15 protein-coding genes are annotated in these 16,051 nt (G+C 71.3%); 4 read left to right on the top strand and 11 right to left on the bottom strand.

Annotated elements, in window-relative coordinates; translation table 11 throughout:
• Positions 1–9: 9 nt before the first annotated feature.
• Entirely contained in the window at positions 10–666 is a 657-nt protein-coding gene (locus ACK8N7_RS21225) for a GntR family transcriptional regulator (protein ID WP_015609218.1), read from the bottom strand.
• A 367-nt stretch (positions 667–1,033) separates the two neighbouring features.
• Here ACK8N7_RS21225 and ACK8N7_RS21220 point away from each other — a divergent pair, with 367 nt between their 5' ends.
• The 3 genes from ACK8N7_RS21220 (at position 1,034) to ACK8N7_RS21210 (ending at position 3,621) form a co-directional block, all read left to right on the top strand.
• Entirely contained in the window at positions 1,034–1,843 is an 810-nt protein-coding gene (locus ACK8N7_RS21220) for an NAD-dependent epimerase/dehydratase family protein (RefSeq protein ID WP_403212765.1), read from the top strand.
• Between the two features lie 197 nt (positions 1,844–2,040).
• Positions 2,041–3,141, top strand: a complete 1,101-nt coding sequence (locus tag ACK8N7_RS21215; RefSeq protein WP_500443696.1) for a glycoside hydrolase family 43 protein — start codon at positions 2,041–2,043, stop codon at positions 3,139–3,141.
• Between the two features lie 87 nt (positions 3,142–3,228).
• Positions 3,229–3,621 carry a hypothetical protein gene (locus ACK8N7_RS21210; RefSeq protein WP_403212769.1) on the top strand — a complete coding sequence of 131 codons (393 nt, stop codon included), beginning with the start codon at positions 3,229–3,231 and terminating at the stop codon, positions 3,619–3,621.
• 62 nt (positions 3,622–3,683) lie between these two features.
• On the opposite strand, the gene ACK8N7_RS21205 is transcribed toward ACK8N7_RS21210, so the two are convergent.
• The 3 genes from ACK8N7_RS21205 to ACK8N7_RS21195 all read right to left on the bottom strand — a co-directional run bounded on the left by ACK8N7_RS21205 (position 3,684) and on the right by ACK8N7_RS21195 (position 5,876).
• Positions 3,684–3,989 carry a hypothetical protein gene (locus ACK8N7_RS21205; RefSeq protein WP_500443694.1) on the bottom strand — a complete coding sequence of 102 codons (306 nt, stop codon included), beginning with the start codon at positions 3,987–3,989 and terminating at the stop codon, positions 3,684–3,686.
• Positions 3,990–4,241: 252 nt separating this feature from the next.
• Entirely contained in the window at positions 4,242–5,081 is an 840-nt protein-coding gene (locus ACK8N7_RS21200; protein ID WP_500443693.1) for a M23 family metallopeptidase, read from the bottom strand.
• Positions 5,082–5,255: 174 nt separating this feature from the next.
• Positions 5,256–5,876: a TOPRIM nucleotidyl transferase/hydrolase domain-containing protein gene (locus ACK8N7_RS21195; protein WP_500443691.1), complete on the bottom strand. Its 621-nt coding sequence runs from the start codon at positions 5,874–5,876 to the stop codon at positions 5,256–5,258.
• A 298-nt stretch (positions 5,877–6,174) separates the two neighbouring features.
• On the opposite strand from ACK8N7_RS21195, the gene ACK8N7_RS21190 reads away from it, so the two are divergent.
• Positions 6,175–7,575 (top strand): signaling protein, encoded by a 1,401-nt coding sequence (locus ACK8N7_RS21190; RefSeq protein WP_500443690.1) that lies wholly within the window; start codon positions 6,175–6,177, stop codon positions 7,573–7,575.
• A gap of 34 nt (positions 7,576–7,609) precedes the next feature.
• Here the strand turns inward: ACK8N7_RS21190 and ACK8N7_RS21185 are convergent, their stop codons facing one another.
• From ACK8N7_RS21185 to ACK8N7_RS21155, 7 genes are all read right to left on the bottom strand, one after another.
• Positions 7,610–8,680 (bottom strand): M20/M25/M40 family metallo-hydrolase, encoded by a 1,071-nt coding sequence (locus tag ACK8N7_RS21185; RefSeq protein ID WP_500445804.1) that lies wholly within the window; start codon positions 8,678–8,680, stop codon positions 7,610–7,612.
• A gap of 102 nt (positions 8,681–8,782) precedes the next feature.
• The gene (locus tag ACK8N7_RS21180; protein ID WP_403212777.1) at positions 8,783–9,028 is read right to left on the bottom strand and encodes a hypothetical protein; all 246 of its coding nucleotides are present in this window, start codon (positions 9,026–9,028) and stop codon (positions 8,783–8,785) included.
• Between the two features lie 53 nt (positions 9,029–9,081).
• On the bottom strand, positions 9,082–10,476 hold the full coding sequence (locus ACK8N7_RS21175) for a Mucin-2 (protein WP_500443688.1): 1,395 nt from the start codon (positions 10,474–10,476) through the stop codon (positions 9,082–9,084).
• A gap of 84 nt (positions 10,477–10,560) precedes the next feature.
• The gene (locus ACK8N7_RS21170) at positions 10,561–11,601 is read right to left on the bottom strand and encodes a MarR family transcriptional regulator (protein ID WP_403212904.1); all 1,041 of its coding nucleotides are present in this window, start codon (positions 11,599–11,601) and stop codon (positions 10,561–10,563) included.
• Between the two features lie 481 nt (positions 11,602–12,082).
• Complete coding sequence (locus tag ACK8N7_RS21165) at positions 12,083–12,607, bottom strand: MepB family protein (protein ID WP_403212781.1); 525 nt, start codon at positions 12,605–12,607, stop codon at positions 12,083–12,085.
• An 80-nt stretch (positions 12,608–12,687) separates the two neighbouring features.
• Positions 12,688–14,613, bottom strand: a complete 1,926-nt coding sequence (locus ACK8N7_RS21160; RefSeq protein WP_403212783.1) for an AMP-dependent synthetase/ligase — start codon at positions 14,611–14,613, stop codon at positions 12,688–12,690.
• 78 nt (positions 14,614–14,691) lie between these two features.
• On the bottom strand, positions 14,692–15,996 hold the full coding sequence (locus ACK8N7_RS21155) for an acetyl-CoA C-acetyltransferase (protein ID WP_403212785.1): 1,305 nt from the start codon (positions 15,994–15,996) through the stop codon (positions 14,692–14,694).
• Between the last annotated feature and the right edge of the window lie 55 nt (positions 15,997–16,051).

The raw sequence follows: 16,051 nt of genomic DNA, 5'->3' as shown, positions 1-16,051 counted from the left end.
GCAGACGGTTCACGCGGTGCCACCCCCGTCTTCGTCGTCGGGGAAGGCGCGGCGTACGAACGATGCGATGTGGTGGTGCAGAGCCCCCGCGGCGGCCTCCGCGTCGTCGGCCAGGGCGAGCCGCAGGATCTCGCGGTGCTCGGCCGCCTCGCGCTCCCAGGACGGGACCGCCGACCAGGCCACGGTCGACACGAGGGCCGCCTGGTCGCGGACCTCGTCGAGCATCCGGGAGAGCAGGGGGTTGCCGCAGGGCAGGTACAGGGCCCGGTGGAAGTCCCGGTTGGCCAGCGACCTGTCCGCCGTGTCCTCCGCCAGGTCGGCGCGCTCCAGCGCTTCCTGGGCCGCCTCCAGCGAGGCCTTCCGGTTGATGGACCGGCGCAGCGCCTCCGGTTCCAGCAGGAGGCGTACGTCGTACACCTCCCGGGCCATGGTCGCGTCGACGAGCCGCACGGTGACGCCCTTGTACTGGCTCATCACCACGAGCCCCGTACCCGCGAGGGTCTTGAGCGCCTCGCGCACGGGAGTCTTCGACACCCCGAACTGCGCGGCGAGTTCCGTCTCCACCAGCGCCTGCCCCGGTCTCAGCTGCGCGGTGAGGATGGCGTGCTTGATGGCCTCCAGCACGTACTGGGTCCGGGACGGGATCGGGGCAGGGGCGAAGGTCATGGGTGGCGGGCTCTCACATCTCGCGTATCGCGTCTCATATATGACGTACGAAGTACGACGCGATGAAGCTAGAGCCGCTCGGAATGTTTCGTCAACGCTTCGGACCGAAGAACTTGCGGTGCGTGCAGGGCTCTTGACGTAGCCGCCCGGGCTCCTTAGCTTGTCCACGCATGTGAATGCGATCCACGAGTTTGAAGCGCGGGGTGCGGCGGGCAGCCCTCTCCCGTCCCGGGAGAGCCCCCTGACCGCCCGTCGGCACGCGTCCGCCGACCCCCGTACACGCCCCGAACGCGCCCCGCCCGTGTCAGCGTCCACGCCGACACCGGCAGCCGCGCCGACGCCGGCGTCCGCACCGAGGAGATCCCCTATGCCCACGCCCCGCACCGTCCTGCTGACCGGCGCCGCAGGCGGCCTCGGCACCCTGATGCGGGCCCTGCTGCCCGCGTACGGGTATGAGCTGCGCCTCCTCGACCTGGCCCCGGTCGAGGGCGAACCGGACGCGATCACCGCCGACCTGTCCGACCGGAAGGCGCTGCGCGAGGCCGTACGCGGGGTGGACGCGGTGATCCACCTGGCAGGCATCTCCCTGGAATCGACCTTCGACAAGATCCTGCGCGCGAACATCGAGGGCACGTACAACCTCTACGAGGCCGCGCGCGAGGAGGGCGTCGGCCGCATCGTGTTCGCCTCCTCGAACCACGCGATCGGCTACACCCCGCGCCCGGAACCCGGCGACCCGCTGATCCCCGTCGGCACCCCGCGCCGCCCGGACACCTTCTACGGCCTGTCGAAGTCCTTCGGCGAGGACCTGGCCCAGCTCTACTGGGACAAGCACGCCCTGGAGACGGTCTCGGTCCGGATCGGCTCCTGCTTCCCGGAGCCCACCTCCGTAAGGATGCTGTCGGTCTGGATGAGCCCCTCCGACGGCGCGCGGCTCTTCCACGCGGCGCTGACCGCCGAGGCGGTCGGCCACACGGTGGTCTACGGCTCGTCCGCCAACACCCGCCTGTGGTGGGACCTGACGACGGCGCGCGCGCTCGGCTACGACCCGCAGGACGACTCGGAGCCGTACGCGGCGAAGCTGGTGGCCGAGCACGGCGAACTGGACCCCGCCGACCCGGCGCACGCGGGCGTGGGCGGCCACTTCGTCACGGACCCGCCGATCTGGCCGCACTGAGGCTCCACGAACGCTGCCTGCGCGGCTCGTTGACAGCCCCAGGGCCCGCCGGGATGCTGTGAGAGCGCTCTTCCATCGATATAAATCCCCACCGGGACGGGCGCACCGGGCAGGGTCACCCACCCCCACAGCCTCCCCGCTCACCCGACCCCGACCGGGCATCACCCACCGGAGGCACACCCGGGAGCGAGCCGCCCATGAGACTGTTCCGCCGCTCTTCCGGCCTCGGCGCCCTGGCGTTGGCCGCCGCCCTCACCGCCACCCTGTTCCTGTCCTCCCCCGACACCGCCCAGGGTGCGCCGCCGGCCCGGGAGGCGGCACCGCAGGGACAGACGAGCCTGCGGGCGGCCGACCCCAGCGTGCTGAGGGTGGGCGGCACGTACGTCGCCGTCCAGTCGACCGGCGGAGGCATCGCCGTACGGCAGGCGTCATCGACGGACGGCCTCGCCACGGCCCCCGCCCGCCAGGTCTGGTCGGACACCCGCGGCCGGGGTGAGGTCTGGGCCCCGGAGATCGTGATGGACGGCGGCCGGTACTACATCTACTTCACGGCCGGTGTCGGCGCGGCGCACCGGATGTTCGCGATCAGCTCCGCCACCCCGGACAGCGGCTACGGCGCCGAGACGCAACTCGCCCTGCCGGACGGCAAATGGGCCATCGACGGCACCCTGTTCACCTTCGGCGGGCAGCGCTGGTTCGTCTGGTCGGGCTGGGCGGGCGACACGAACGTGGAGCAGAACCTCTACATCGCCCGCATGAGCAGCCCCACCCGGCCCACCGGCGCCCGGTACGTCATCTCGCAGCCGCGCGAGAGCTGGGAACGGGTGGCGGGCAACCCGTTCATCAACGAGAGCCCGGAGGCCATCAAGGACCCGAACGGGCAGCTGCACATCGTGTACTCCGCCAACGGAAGCTGGAGCGAGCAGTACTGCCTGGCGGACCTGCGGCTGCGGGCGGGCGGCGACCCGACGCACGTATGGGACTGGTACAAGTCGAACGGCTGCCTGTTCGGCTCCGACCGGGCGACGATGATGGCGGGTTGGGACCCGACGCTGCACGTGAACGGCCCCGGCCACCACACGTTCGTGCTGCTGCACGGGGACATCGACACGAGCCCGCCGGCGGGCCCGAGGTTCCCGTCGATGTTCCACGCGGTCCCGAAGGGCACTCCGTACTCCTGGGCCAACCGCCACTGGTACACGGGGACGTTCGCGTGGTGGGGGAACACGACGTACTCGCGGGCCAACGTTCCGGGGCCGAACACGGACACGGGGTGGAGCCTGAAGTTCTTCGAGTGAGGAGGCGGGGGCGCCTGCGAGCGGGGGCCCTTGCCCGGCCCCTATCGGCTGGCGGGCCGTCGACCGGGGCAGGTAGGGTACGGGGTGATGAGCGACGAGTACGAAACGCCCTACGCCCACCCCGACTCCACCGAGGGCCTGCTGCAGCGTGGGCGTGGCCTGGGCGCGGTGCGAGCGCTCCAGGACCCGCGGCAATCCGCCGTGTTCGTGTACGACGGGATCCGCCGTGACCGGCGGTGGGACGGGACGGACGACCGGTCGCTGTACCTGGCGCGACCGGTCCAGGACCTGGAGCTGTCCCCCGCACCGGTCGTGGGCATGCCGGCGGCGGAAGAGGAGACCTGCCTGCGGGCCTGCGAGGTCCTGGAGCTGCTGGCTCTCACCCTCGGTGCGAGCCGGCCGAGGCAGGCACAGGTGCCCTGCCCGGTCGGTGAGGACGTGGACGTTCTTGCCGTGCTTCCGACCGCCTGCCGCCGCTGAGGACACCGCACCGACGGGTCCGTCAGCACAGAGCGCCGCCACCGCTCACCTTCGTCGCCCGTCTATCCGTCGACGACGAGTTGCCCGATTCCGGTGTCGGTGAGCGAGTCGAGGGAGTCGAGGGAGTCGAGCTGTTGTGCGGCGAGGACGAGGTCCTCGTACTCCGCTCGGAGGACAGGGAATTGGTAGAACTGAATCAGCAAACCGATGTCGCCCATGGCCAATTCGGTCTCGTCGTTCTCCACCATATGAACGACCGATGTCAGAGCGCTGACCGACTGGGGCCGGTCAGCCAGTCTGCGGACCATGCGCAGGGCGACGGAGCGGATGATGGCACCGATCGGCTCCCAGATCGAGTCGCATGGCATCCCGGAGTCCTTCTAGCGCCGCCTCGTACTCAGCCCGGCCCCCTGAGTACGCCTCGTCTCCAGCGAGCGTGCCCGCTGCCGCAAGATCCCGCACGTCACGCAAACGGCGAAAGGCGTTCTCGGAGGCGACGAACACGTTCGACGCGGCCGTGATCGACACCTGGTAGCGCACGCCGTAACAGGGAGCAAAGCTGTCACGAGCGGAGCGCTCTCGTTCGGCCGAGCTCATGCACGGGGTCATGGGGGGTGCGGTCAGCAGTTCGGGATCACCGTGCCGTTGTTGTCGCGGGCCTCGTCGTTGCCCCAGCGGGAGAGGTAGTAGGCGGAGACGTAGGCGTTTCGCCCGTTCTTGCCCGCGTAGACGCTGTCCAGGTCGGTACGCAGCCACCAGTGGTTGAACTGGGTCGCCGTACCCACACGGGCTCCCCACACCTTGCAATAGACGTAGTTCGTACCGGCGTTGAGGATCCCCTGCGCATCGGCGGTGTTGGGGGCGGCGTAGCCGGTGGCGCTGGCGAAGGTGTCGACCCAGTACTTGCCGGGACCGCCACCACAACCGTTGTCGCTCGTCAGGTACTTGTTGTAGTACGAGCCCGGGTAGGGGCTGAGCGACTGGCCGTTGATGACGATGTTCTGGCCGACGCCGTTGAGCAGTTGCTCGTAGTGGATGTGGGCGCCGGAGCTGTTGCCGGTCGATCCGGTGGTGCCGATCTGCCGGCCCTGGCCGACCTGGGCCCCGTTGGCGACGGAGAAGGCGTTGAGGTGGAAGTAGTAGGTCTGCCAGCCGCCGCCGTGGTCGATGGAGATGTAGTTGCCCGCGCCGCTGGGCTGGGAGTGACGGTAGGCCGTGCCGGGGGCGGAGGCGAGGACCGGGGAGCCGGCGGTGGCGCCGCCGTCGGTGCGGACGAAGTCGAGAGCCCGTCTGACCTCGGCGGAGTGGTGGCTGTAGGTCCACTGCTGGCCGCAGGCGTAGGGCGCCTTGAAGTTGGGCGCGGCGGAGGCCGGGGACGCGGTGGCGGCGACGGTGAGCAGCCCGCCGAGGAGTGCCAGCAGGGCGAGGAGACTCGTACGCGTACGAGCGCGGGTACGCATTCGGGGAGCGCGGCGCATGGGTGGGGGAATCCTCCGGGTCGACAACCGGGCAGTGGGGTGCGGGGTGTGCGAAGTGCCGTGGAATCTACGCGAGTTGAACGGACTCCAGAGTGCCGTACTCCGAGCCGCGCGGACAGACCCCGTGCCTTGGATGCCTCAGCTTCGGAGTCGGCTTCAGAGGCAGGCGAGCAGGTCGTCGAGCGGGGCGGGGACCCGGTCGGGGTCCAGGGCTTCGACGAGGGCGCGGCCGTAATGGATCTTGCGCCCCTTCTTCGTACCCAGGAAGCGCCGCAACTGCTGCCGCGGGGACCGGCCTTGCTGCGCGGGCTGGCGCAGGAAGATCTGGAGCGCGCGCAGGTCGCCCTCCGCCTGGACGAGCGCCTCCACCCGTGTCACGCCGAGGGTGCGGATGAGCTCCTCCTCCAGGTCGGCCACGCAGACGAAGAACTCCTGCTCCGCCCCCGCACCGGCCCGCTCCCACCCCCGCTCGTAGAAGCCGCGCTCCCGCTCGTCGCAGAGTCCCGTGAGGCGGATGCCCAGTCCGGAGGGCCCGAGGAGACCGGCGAAGCGGGCGACGCTCATCGCGCCGCCCATGGGGAGGACGCAGACACCCTCGGCGGCGAGGTCCCGGCCGCGGCTCTCGGCCAGCGCGTTGACCGCGGCGGCGTCGCTCGGGCCTTCGAGGAGGACGGCGGTCCGTAAGGGGAGCTGTTCGGCCAGCTCACGGGCGGGGTCGCCGGGCCCACCGGCCGCCCATGCGGTGACCGCCTCGCGGAACGCCTCCATGTCAGCCATGGGGCGAGTCTCCGCCTTTCGCGGCCGGTGCGGTATTCATTTTCGCCCGTCCGCCTCATGGGCGTGTCGGAGGCCAGGAACTCACCCCGGGCCCTCTCCTTCGGTATGCAAAAATTACGACTTCGCACATCAGATGATCTTGGAAGGGGGCTTGTGCGCCGATGCCCGTTCGTCCCGCCCGCATACCGTGCCGCGGCTCGTTGAAGGTGACGGTGGCCACGGTCGCCGTTGTCGGCCCCACGACGGCAGGGGGCGCCTCCGTCACGGCGTCGCAGCAGGTCAACGAGGCTCTCCCGCCATGTCGCTGACTCGCCGCACCGTCCTGACCGCCGCAGCCGCCGCAGCCGCCGCCCCGGTCATCGCCCCCGGCGGAACCGCCCAGGCAGCCGCTCCGGCAACTGATCCGGCAACCGCCCCCGTCGCCGGGCAGCGGCTCAGCAGCGGCATGCACGCGCAGCACAGGTTCGACCTGCGGGCCGAACCCCTCGATCTGTTCGGCAGGGAGCTCCGGCTCACCCAGAGCAGAGTGCATCAGCAGGTCGCCTTCGACCCGGTGACCGGCCTGGCCTACGTCACCCAGATCATCAGTGACGGCCGCCAACTCGCCGACGAAAGCGCCCCCGTACCCGGTGCCGAGCGCGACCGCCGGGGTGATCTCTGCATCAGCGAGGTCACTCCCGACGGCACTGTCCGTGCCGCCATGTACCTGAGGGGCGTCGGCCACGGCGGCGGACTCGGCGTCGAGCACACCGACGGCCGGCCCCACCTCTGGCTGGAGACCGACGCCACCCCCGTCGGCAGCGGCTTCGCCTACGGCAAGCGCATCGGCCGTATCGCGTTCATCCCCAGCGCCGTCGTCGACGCGGGGAGCCCGGACATCGAGGTGTTCGACCCCGTCCCGGGCTCCTCCGGCGTCACCCCGTCCCTGGACATGGATCACGGTCGGATCGGGGTACGCCACGGGTCGGGCGACGGTGCGGAGTACCGCGTCTACGACCTTGCCGCCTTCAAGCGCCGCGACTTCACCCCGCTGTACCGCTTCCCGTCCCTGTACCGCACCCAGGCCTGGTGCCTGTACGGGGATCTCGTCCATCAGAACGAGGGCAGCGCCTACGGCCCGACCAACCCCTCACCCGGCAATTCCTGGTGGAACGTCTACGACGTCACCACCGGCCTGATGATCGAGCGACGCTTCAACACCACGGCTCTCGGCCTGTCCCACCGCGAGACCGAATCCATCACCGTCCGCCGGACGCCCGACGGGCCACAACTCGTCTTCGGCTTCGCCACTCAAGAACCAGGACCGCGCCGCATGGCCCTCTATGGCATCACCAGCACCACCGACGGCACGGGCGACCACGTCCCGTGGACCACCCTGGAGTACGACACCGCCGTCTACACCCCCAACTCCAGCAACTACGTTCCCCAGTACCGCCAGGTCGGCAACCGCATCGACCTCCACCTCCGGCTGTCCCGTACCGACAAGGCCCCGTGGACCACCGGCGAGAAGATCCTCACCCTCCCGCCGCACATCCGCCCCAACCGCACCCAGGGCATGGTCGGCCAGACCACCGGCGCCGGTGTCGACGGCTCCCTCACCGTCCGCTGGGAGGTCCTCACCGACGGCTCGCTGCACATCTACGATCCGCGCGGCCTCACCGGCTGGATCGGGCTCGACGCCGGCTACTTCACCAGCTGAGCGTTTCCGGACGAGGTGGGAAGCCCGCCCTCACTCACGCCCGCGGCGCGTGCTGGATGGCCTTCACCAGCCCGGCCGCCAGGCCTGCGCGCTCGGCCATGGCGTCGATGACGACGTACTCGTGATCGGCATGGGCGCCGCCCCCGACCGCCCCCAGACCGTCGAGCGTCGGCACACCCAGAGCGGCGGTGAAGTTGCCGTCGCTGCCGCCGCCGACGGCCGCGGCCCCGATGCCGGACATCAACTGCATCGCCAGGGCGCAGAGTTCAGAGGCGGCGGCCTCGGGCATGGGCGGCCGGCCGATGGACCCCTCGACGGTGATCCGCGCCCCGTCGACATGGGGAGCCAGGGCGGCGAAGGCGGCTTCGACACGCTCCTTCTCCGCGCCCGACTCGACCCGGACGTCGACAACGACGGTGGCCTCGGCGGGTACGACGTTCTCCAGGGTCCCGGCGGACGCCACGGTCGGCGTGACCGTCGTCCCCAGCTCGGGCCGGCTGAGAGCGGCGATGTCCAGCACCTGATGCGCGGCTTCCACCAGCGCATTGACCCCCGCCTCCGGCTCCAGCCCGGCGTGCGAGGCCCGGCCCGCGATGGAGACCTGGAACGCGCCGCAGCCCTTGCGCGCGGTCTTCAGCGCTCCCCCGTCAGCGGCCCCCTCGAAGACGAGCACTGCACCACAGGCACGGGCCCGCTCCTCGATGAGGGCCCGGGAGGAGAAGGAGCCGACCTCCTCGTCGGCGCTCACCAGGATCTCGACGCCGGAGAGGTCGCCGAGCGCCGACAGTCCGTGGACGGCCTGCACGAGACCGCCGAGCATGTCGAAGACACCGGGCCCAGTGGCATGGCCGTCCGCTACGGCGAAGGGGCGGCGGGCGAGGGTGCCGAGCGGGAACACCGTGTCGTGGTGACCGAGGACCAGGACGCGGGGCTCGCCACCGCCGGCCCAGTGCACGTGGGTGCCGCCCTCGTTCACGATGAGCACGGCCTGCCCGCCGAGGCGGTTCTCGATGACGGTGGCGACGGCTTCGGCGGACGCGGCCAGGGCGTCGAGATCGCGCGACGGGGACTCGATCTCGACGAGCGCGCGGAGGTCTTCGAGCATCGCGTCGGTACTTACGTGGACGGCGTAGGCGTTGTCGTGGCTGGTCACGCGGCCAGCGTAGTGGCCGTGGGGGCTGGGGAGGGGGGCGGCGGCCCTCACCTGTCAGGCGCGCCAGAACTGCCAGCGGGCGTGGGGCGGGGCGCACTCGCCGGATCCGACGGCTTGCCAGTATCCGCGTTCCACGGCCTCCTCCTGTTCCGCCCCCGACCCCAGGGAGAACACGACGTAGCTGCAGCTCGGCCGGACGGATTGGGCGGCGAACGCGCCGAGAGCTCCGGCGGCGAGAGCTGTGACGGCGCAGGCGACGAGGAGAAGGCGACGGGTGTCGTCGGGTATCTGAGAGATCACGCCCGCATCGTACGGAGCGCGCTGAAGCTCCGCGTTCATGACGACCACATCGCTCAAGCGGGAACGCCGGCCCGGTTCAGGACAGCGGCCATCTCGTCCTCGGGGAGCGCCGGGTTGGCACCCGCGCTGGAGGCCAGTTCGGGGACATGGAGTGCCTCGCGGAGCCGGTGGAGGGGCAGGCGCGGGTCGCCGGCCGCCGCCTGGCGTGTCCAGACCGTGGGGTCATGGCTGAGGCGTTCGATCAACGTGGGGGTCGCGGCCGGGTCCCGGACGGCCAGCCGTCGGTAGTTGCCGTCCGGGTGGTCCGCGTAGCGCGCGGCGAGGCCCTCTCGGGGAAAGCGGGGGTGGGTCTCCGCCATCCAGGCGGAGAAGGTGCCGCCGAGCCGTGCGTACACACGCATCAGGACCTCCTCCGGGGTTTCGGGATGGTGGATGCCGAGGCAGTTCTCCACCACCGGGTCCTCGACGCGTGCGAGCAGGCGCAGCAGGTCGGGCGGCAGGTGGGGGCTCCGGGCGGCGCTGCGGCGGAGCAGCGGGTGGGCGGAGTTCGCGGCCCGTCGCAGCGCCTCGGGGTCGGCGAGCCCCTCCCGTACCCAGTGCACGCCGTCGCCCCTGTCGAGGTCCCCGACCCTGAAGTCGATCGCCATGCGCCGCGTCTCGTCCAGCTCGGGCCTGAGGGAGACCGCGAGCCGTACGTCCTCGTCGGGGTCGACGGCGAGGCGCTCCACGAGGTCTGCGGGCAGCGACGGGTTCTCGGCGAGGGCGGCCAGGTGAGTCCGCTCGGCGACATGCCGTTCGGCGTCGGCACGGTGGAGAAGCCCGCGGCGCAGCGCCTCGCCGGCGGACTGCGGATCGCGGAGGAGTTCGGCGGTGAGGTGTGCGTCCCGTCGGCACCCCTCCAGTGCGGCGGCCCGCCGTACCTCGGGGTCGGGATCGGCCAGCAGCACCGACCGCTCGTCCGGCGCCAGCCTCTCCCATGCGCGGGCCGCCATTCGGCGCGCTGCCGGATCGTGGTGCGTGGCCAAGGAGGCCACGAACGACGGCGCGAGATGGGGTGAATCCAGCAGGGCCGTCCGTACGGAAGGGTCGGGGTCGTCGAGCAGGCGGGCGCACACGTCGTCCGGCAGCGGCGCGGCCGTCGCACGCGGGTCGCCCCATTCGGCTCCGTACGCGAGAGCGGCCCGCACCTTGGGAGAAGGGTCGTCCACGAGCCGGGCCCGCTGCGCAGGCTCGGCCAACTCGCTCATCGCGAAGTCGACCCGAGCGCCAGGGTTCGGGTGAGCCAGAATCACCGCGACGGCCGGCTCGGGGAGTCCAGCCCGCTGCGGGGCGTATCGGGGCGGGCCGTCACCGCCGCCGTCGAAGGCGAGCAGGCGCAGCAGCAAGGGTGTCGGCAGCGCCGGGTTGCGAGCGACTCCGTCCAGCGCGGACGCGTGGAACGCGACCATGATTCCCCCATCACTGTGCCTCCGGCGGCTGGTACGCAGCCATGATCCCCCGCGTGCGCGGGGACCGTTCTGCAGCCATCGGCCTCAGACGGATTTGAGGAGGCCGCGGAGGTCGGTCATGCGTGCCTTGATGTCGGCGGCTTCGGTGGGGTGGATCGGGGCGTCGTAGGTGTCGGGTCGGTGGGTTGTGCGGCAGGGGCGGCAGAGGCCGTCGGGGAGGGCTTCTGGTTGGCCGGGGCGGCCGCAGTCGGTGCATTCCATGAGGATGCGGCGAGTTGGGTCGGGGCCGGGGGTGCCGGGTGAAGTGCTCGCGGTCGTGGGGATCCGGGGCGGGATCTTGTCGGTGAGGCGGCGGCGGACGAATCCGAGGGGGGTGTCGACCTGGGCGGGGAGTCCTGCGGTGAGGGCGCTGATCAGGTAGTCGACGCTGACGCCCCTCGCGAGCCACTCCGCTGCCTGTGGTTCCAGGTCTGCGCAGTCGTCGGCGGAGAGGGGGAGGCGGTGGTCCTCGTGGCCGAGGCGGGCGAGGGCGAGGTAGGCGGGGGAAGGGGTGGCTTCGCAGGGCTGGGGTGCTGCCGGGGCCGTGTCCGGGGCGAGAGGCGCGGGCTCTGCGTCCGGCGCCTGGGCCGGGGTGCGTTGGTGCGGTACAGCGGTGGGTTGGGGGGCCGCCTGTTCCATACCGGGGTCCTCCGGCGCGGGCGGCGGTTCCTCGGCCGGGACCCAGGGCGGCGGAGTCGTGTCAGTGGCCGAGGCATCCGGTGCGGGGCTCACGGCGTTGGCAGCGTGCTCTGCGGCGAGGTAGGTCTGCCACCACTCGTTGTCGTGTGCGGTGCGGGACCAGAAGGTGCGGAACACCCACCGCGTCTCGTCTCCCGCGCCGACCGCGCACCGCACACGCCGCAGGTGCCCGGCGACGGACAGGGCGGTCAGGGCGCTGCTGATGGCCTGCTGCCCGTAGAGCGGAAGCTGCTTGGCCAGCTGCTTCACGCTCATCGCCGCACCCTCGGGGAGATGGTCGACGAACCCGGCAACGTACCGCTCACGCACAGGCAGGAGAGCGAAGTCTCCGCGCGTACGAGGAAGTTGGTCGGGTGCGGAGCGTTTGCCGTACCCGGGCTTGGCCATCGGGTACGCGGCGGAGCGTGCGGGGGCGCGCAGAGCAGGGCTAGTGTGCTGGGTAGCCACGGGATCGGCTTTCTCGGTTGACGATCTTGCGGTCAGACCCCGGCCTGGTGCTGTTACACCGCGTCGGGGTCGATTGGTTCTCGAACCGTAAGCAGTGGTGACGCTGTGCCGCAAGCTGTCACGATTAGTCATACTTGCTCGCCGTGAGGGGGCAGGGAGGTAGGGGAGGTTTTCCCAAACCACTTCTCTTACCTACCGGTTAAAGAAGGCGCTCGACCCCCGAACCTCGCATCCCGACACCCGCATCCCGGGACCCGAGCTTCGGGCCGGGACCCCACCCCCGTACCCCCGAAAGAGCGAACCGACCGCCCCCGAAGCTCGGGGGCCGAGGCTTGAGCCCCGAGCCTCGTTGCCGACCCAGACGGAGAGTCGGCAGCTCGCCGACGTCATCACGGAAGTCGTCCGCATTCCTTCCGGGGCGCTACGGGTGGTAGAGAACTTGGGCACGCGCAAGGTCGGCGGGCCCTTCCTCCCCGAGGCTCAGGAAGTGGTTCACCTGCCATGCCTGGGTGCTGCCGGCCTGACGACTGGTCGTGGTCGCCCATGGGGGGTAGACGCGGAACCCCCGCTTTCCGCCGGCCCCGTTCCGGGACACGACGCCGCGCTCGCACAGCACCTCCCACGGGAACACGAAGTGCCCGAAGTGGCCGCTGTCCCGACTGCTGATGACGAAGAGATCGACCCCGTCATCAGCGTCGAAGGGCCGGATCGGGCCCTCTGTGGAACGCTGCCACAAGGTGACGAACTGGCCGGCCTTGGTCGGGGTGGTCCTGGCCACACGGAACGCGACCGACTGCCCGTCCAGCGTGAAGCGGTGCGCTGCGTACTCGGCACTCTCCGGTTCGGGCACCGGCTGTGAGCAGACGAAGCCCTTCGGGCCGTACACCAAGGCCTTCGCTGCCAGCAGGTCACCATGCAGTCCTGCCCATGGGCGATTCGTATCCACCCACCCATCCTGCCATCGCGTCCGCCACGCCCGGCCGCTCCGGGAACCCGCCCCGGCCACGGGTAGCCGGGCGAGCTCCCTCACCGCCGGTACAGCCCCTCGATCTCCGCCGTGAAGTCCCGGGCGATCGCGTCCCGCTTCAGCTTCAGCGACGGCGTCAAGTGGCCCCGTTCCTCCGTGAAGTCCACCGGCAGCACCACGAACTTCCGGATCGATTCCGCCCGCGAGACCAGGCGGTTCGCCTCGTCCACCGCCTTCTGCAAGGACGTGCGCAGCTCCTCGTCGTGGACCAGCTCCCGTAGCGGCACGTCCTGTTTCTTCACCATCTGGCGCCAGTGGTGCAGGCCGTCCGGCTCCAGGGTGATCAGGGCCGTGATGTACGAGCGGTTGTCGCCGACCACCATGCACTGGCTGACCAGGGGGTGCGCGCGGAGCCAGTCCTCCAGGGGGGCGGGGGTGACGTTCTTGCCGCCCGACGTGATGATGATGTCCTTCTTGCGGCCCGTGATCGTCAGGTAGCCGTCCTCGTCCAGCGCGCCCAGGTCGCCCGTGGGGAACCAGTCGCCGTCGAGGAGGTACGGGACCGGCTCCGCGCGTTCCGTGTCCCAGTAGCCCCGGAACACCTGGCCGCCCCGCAGCAGCACCTCGCCGTCGTCCGCGATGCGTACCGAGGTGCCGGGGAGCGGCCAACCCACCGTGCCCAGGCGGGGTTTGAGGGGTGGGGTCACCGTGTGGGCCGCCGTCGTCTCCGTCAGGCCGTACCCCTCGAAGATGCCGATGCCCGCGCCCTCGTAGAACGAGGCGAGCCGGCGGCCCAGCGGGGAGCCGCCGCAGATCACGTAGCGGACCCTGCCGCCCAGCGCCGCCCGGATACGGCGGTAGACCAGCGGGTCGTACAGGGCGCGGGCCGCGCGCAGACCGAAGCCGGGGCCGGGGCCCGTGCCGTGTTCGGCGGCCTCAAGTGCCTTGCCGTAGCGCTGCGCTATGCGCGCCGCCCGGTCGAACGACGACGCCCGGCCCATCTTCTCCGCCGTCGCCCTCCCCGTGTTGTAGACCTTCTCCAGTACGTACGGGATGGCCAGGAGGAAGGTGGGGCGGAAGCCCGCCAGGTCCGCCAGCAGGTCCTCCGTCTGGATGGAGGGGGCGTGGCCCAGGCGGACCCTCGCCCGCATGCAGCCGATCGCCACCATCCTCCCGAACACGTGCGAGAGCGGGAGGAAGAGGAGCGTGGAGGCCGGGTCCTTCGACACCGACTTGAAGACCGGGTGCAGCAGCTCGATCGCGTTGTCCACCTCGGCGAAGAAGTTGCCGTGGGTGAGCACACAGCCCTTCGGGCGGCCCGTCGTTCCCGAGGTGTAGATGAGGGTGGCGGGGCTGTCGGGTTCCAACGTTGCGCGGCGCGCCGCCACGGCCGCGTCGGGGATGTCCTTGCCCAGGGACTTGAGGTGGCCGATCGCCCCCGTGTCGAACTGCCACAGGTGCGCCAGGTCGCCGAGCTGCTTGCGCTCCTGGCTGATCAGACGGCCCTGTTCCTTCGTCTCCACCGCGCACGCCACCGCGCCCGAGTCCTGGAGGATCCAGCGGGCCTGGAAGGCGGAGGAGGTGGGGTAGATGGGGACCGTCACCAGCCCGGCCGCCCAGGACGCGAAGTCCAGCAGCGTCCACTCGTACGTCGTACGGGCCATGATCGCGACCCGGTCCCCCGCCCGCAGCCCCTCCGCCATCAGGCCCTTCGCCACCGCCAGTACCTCGGCGGCGAACTCCTCGGCGCTCACGTCCCACCAGGCGCCCTCCACGTCCTTCCGGCTCAGCACCGCATCGGACGGGGCCTCCCGCGCGTTGTCGAACGGGATCTCCGCCAGCGAGCCGCGCAGGACCGGGGGCGCGAACGCCGGTACGGAGACCTCCCGGACCCGGCCGTCCGGGCCTCTCGTCTTCGTCGGTTCCACAAGTACCGCAGCAGCAGGGGGCGTTGTCGTTACGGGGGCGGATGAAGGCGTTGACACGTGCGGCTCCTCGGTAGCGGGGGTCGGGCGGGTCTTGTCGCCGGGTCGTCCGTCCGGCAGGGGTGACAGAAGGAGCGGTCAGGGGCGTTCCAGGATTGCCGTCACACCCTGGCCGCCCGCCGCGCAGACCGAGATCAGCCCCCGTCCCGGGGCCTCCCGTTCCGCCAGCAGCTTGGCCAACGTTGCGACGATCCGCGCGCCCGTGGCGGCGAAGGGGTGGCCGGTGGCCAGCGAGGAGCCGGCCACGTTCAGCAGGGTCCGGTCCAGCGGGGACAGGCCCTGCTTCTCCCAGGCGGCGAGGGTGGCCAGCACCTGGGAGGCGAACGCCTCATGGATCTCGTAGAGGTCGAAGTCCTCGATGCCCAGACCGGCCCGCTCCAGCAGGCGCGGCACCGCGTACGCCGGGGCCATGAGGAGGCCGTCGTCGCCGTCCACGTAGTCCACCGCCGCCGTCTCGTAGAGGGTGAGGTAGGCCAGGGGCTCGAAGCCGCGCTCCTGGGCCCACTCCTCGCTCGCCAGCAGCACCGTCGCCGCGCCGTCCGTGAGGGGGGTGGAGTTGCCCGCCGTCATCGTGGCGGTCGCCGGGTCGTCCGTGCCGAACACCGGCTTCAGTCCGGCGAGTTGCTCGGGCGTGGAGGCGGGGCGGAGGTTCTGGTCGCGGGTCAGGCCCCGGTACGGGACGACGAGGTCGTCCAGGAAGCCGCGTTCGTACGCCGCCGCCAGGCGCTGGTGGCTCGCGGCGGCCAGCCGGTCCTGGTCCTCGCGGGTCACCGACCATCGGCGGGCGGTACGGGCCGCGTGTTCGCCCATGGAGAGGCCCGTGCGGGGTTCGGCGTTGCGCGGGACGTCCGGGACCAGGTGGCGGGGGCGGACGGCGGACAGCGCCTTGAGGCGGGCGCCCGTCGACTTCGCGCGGCGGGCGGCCAGCAGGATGCGGCGCAGCTCGTCGTTGACGCCGAGCGGGGCATCGCTCGTGGTGTCGGAGCCGCCCGCGACGGCCGAGTCCACGGCCCCCAGCGCGATCTTGTTGGCGGCGGCGATCACGGCCTGGAGGCCCGTACCGCAGGCCTGCTGGATGTCGTACGCCGGTGTGCGCGGGTCCAGCGCGGAGCCGAGGACGGTCTCGCGGGCCAGGTTGAAGTCGCGGCTGTGCTTGAGGACCGCGCCCGCCACGAACTCACCCACCCGCTCCCCCGCCAGGCCGTACCGCTCCACCAGTCCGCCGAGCGCGGCCGTCAGCAGGTCCTGGTTGGAGGCGGTCGCGTACGGGCCGTCCGAGCGGGCAAACGGGGTACGGCTGCCGCCGATGACCGCGACGCGGCGGGGGCGGGGCAGGGCGAGGGGGATCGGCCGGGACCGGGGCTCCGTCGTCATGGTGACCATCTCGTCTCGGTCGGTCCGGGATTGTTCATCTCGACCAGCTCCTGACTCTTCAGTA

The organism is Streptomyces griseobrunneus, assembly GCF_046713465.1.
Classification (GTDB): Bacteria; Actinomycetota; Actinomycetes; order Streptomycetales; family Streptomycetaceae; genus Streptomyces; species Streptomyces microflavus.
Note: the sequence above shows the minus strand (reverse complement) of the source record. Positions and strands in the feature narration are given on the sequence as shown.

What these genes read in the sequence shown, in the direction of transcription:
- ACK8N7_RS21155 (WP_403212785.1), bottom strand. Translation starts at nt 15,996, where the DNA reads ATGGTCACCATGACGACGGAGCCCCGGTCCCGGCCGATCCCCCTCGCC.
- ACK8N7_RS21225 (WP_015609218.1), bottom strand. Translation starts at nt 666, where the DNA reads ATGACCTTCGCCCCTGCCCCGATCCCGTCCCGGACCCAGTACGTGCTG.
- ACK8N7_RS21185 (WP_500445804.1), bottom strand. Translation starts at nt 8,680, where the DNA reads ATGCTCGAAGACCTCCGCGCGCTCGTCGAGATCGAGTCCCCGTCGCGC.
- ACK8N7_RS21190 (WP_500443690.1), top strand. Translation starts at nt 6,175, where the DNA reads ATGTCGCTGACTCGCCGCACCGTCCTGACCGCCGCAGCCGCCGCAGCC.
- ACK8N7_RS21210 (WP_403212769.1), top strand. Translation starts at nt 3,229, where the DNA reads ATGAGCGACGAGTACGAAACGCCCTACGCCCACCCCGACTCCACCGAG.
- ACK8N7_RS21205 (WP_500443694.1), bottom strand. Translation starts at nt 3,989, where the DNA reads ATGCCATGCGACTCGATCTGGGAGCCGATCGGTGCCATCATCCGCTCC.
- ACK8N7_RS21175 (WP_500443688.1), bottom strand. Translation starts at nt 10,476, where the DNA reads ATGGTCGCGTTCCACGCGTCCGCGCTGGACGGAGTCGCTCGCAACCCG.
- ACK8N7_RS21170 (WP_403212904.1), bottom strand. Translation starts at nt 11,601, where the DNA reads ATGGCCAAGCCCGGGTACGGCAAACGCTCCGCACCCGACCAACTTCCT.
- ACK8N7_RS21195 (WP_500443691.1), bottom strand. Translation starts at nt 5,876, where the DNA reads ATGGCTGACATGGAGGCGTTCCGCGAGGCGGTCACCGCATGGGCGGCC.
- ACK8N7_RS21215 (WP_500443696.1), top strand. Translation starts at nt 2,041, where the DNA reads ATGAGACTGTTCCGCCGCTCTTCCGGCCTCGGCGCCCTGGCGTTGGCC.
- ACK8N7_RS21200 (WP_500443693.1), bottom strand. Translation starts at nt 5,081, where the DNA reads ATGCGTACCCGCGCTCGTACGCGTACGAGTCTCCTCGCCCTGCTGGCA.
- ACK8N7_RS21220 (WP_403212765.1), top strand. Translation starts at nt 1,034, where the DNA reads ATGCCCACGCCCCGCACCGTCCTGCTGACCGGCGCCGCAGGCGGCCTC.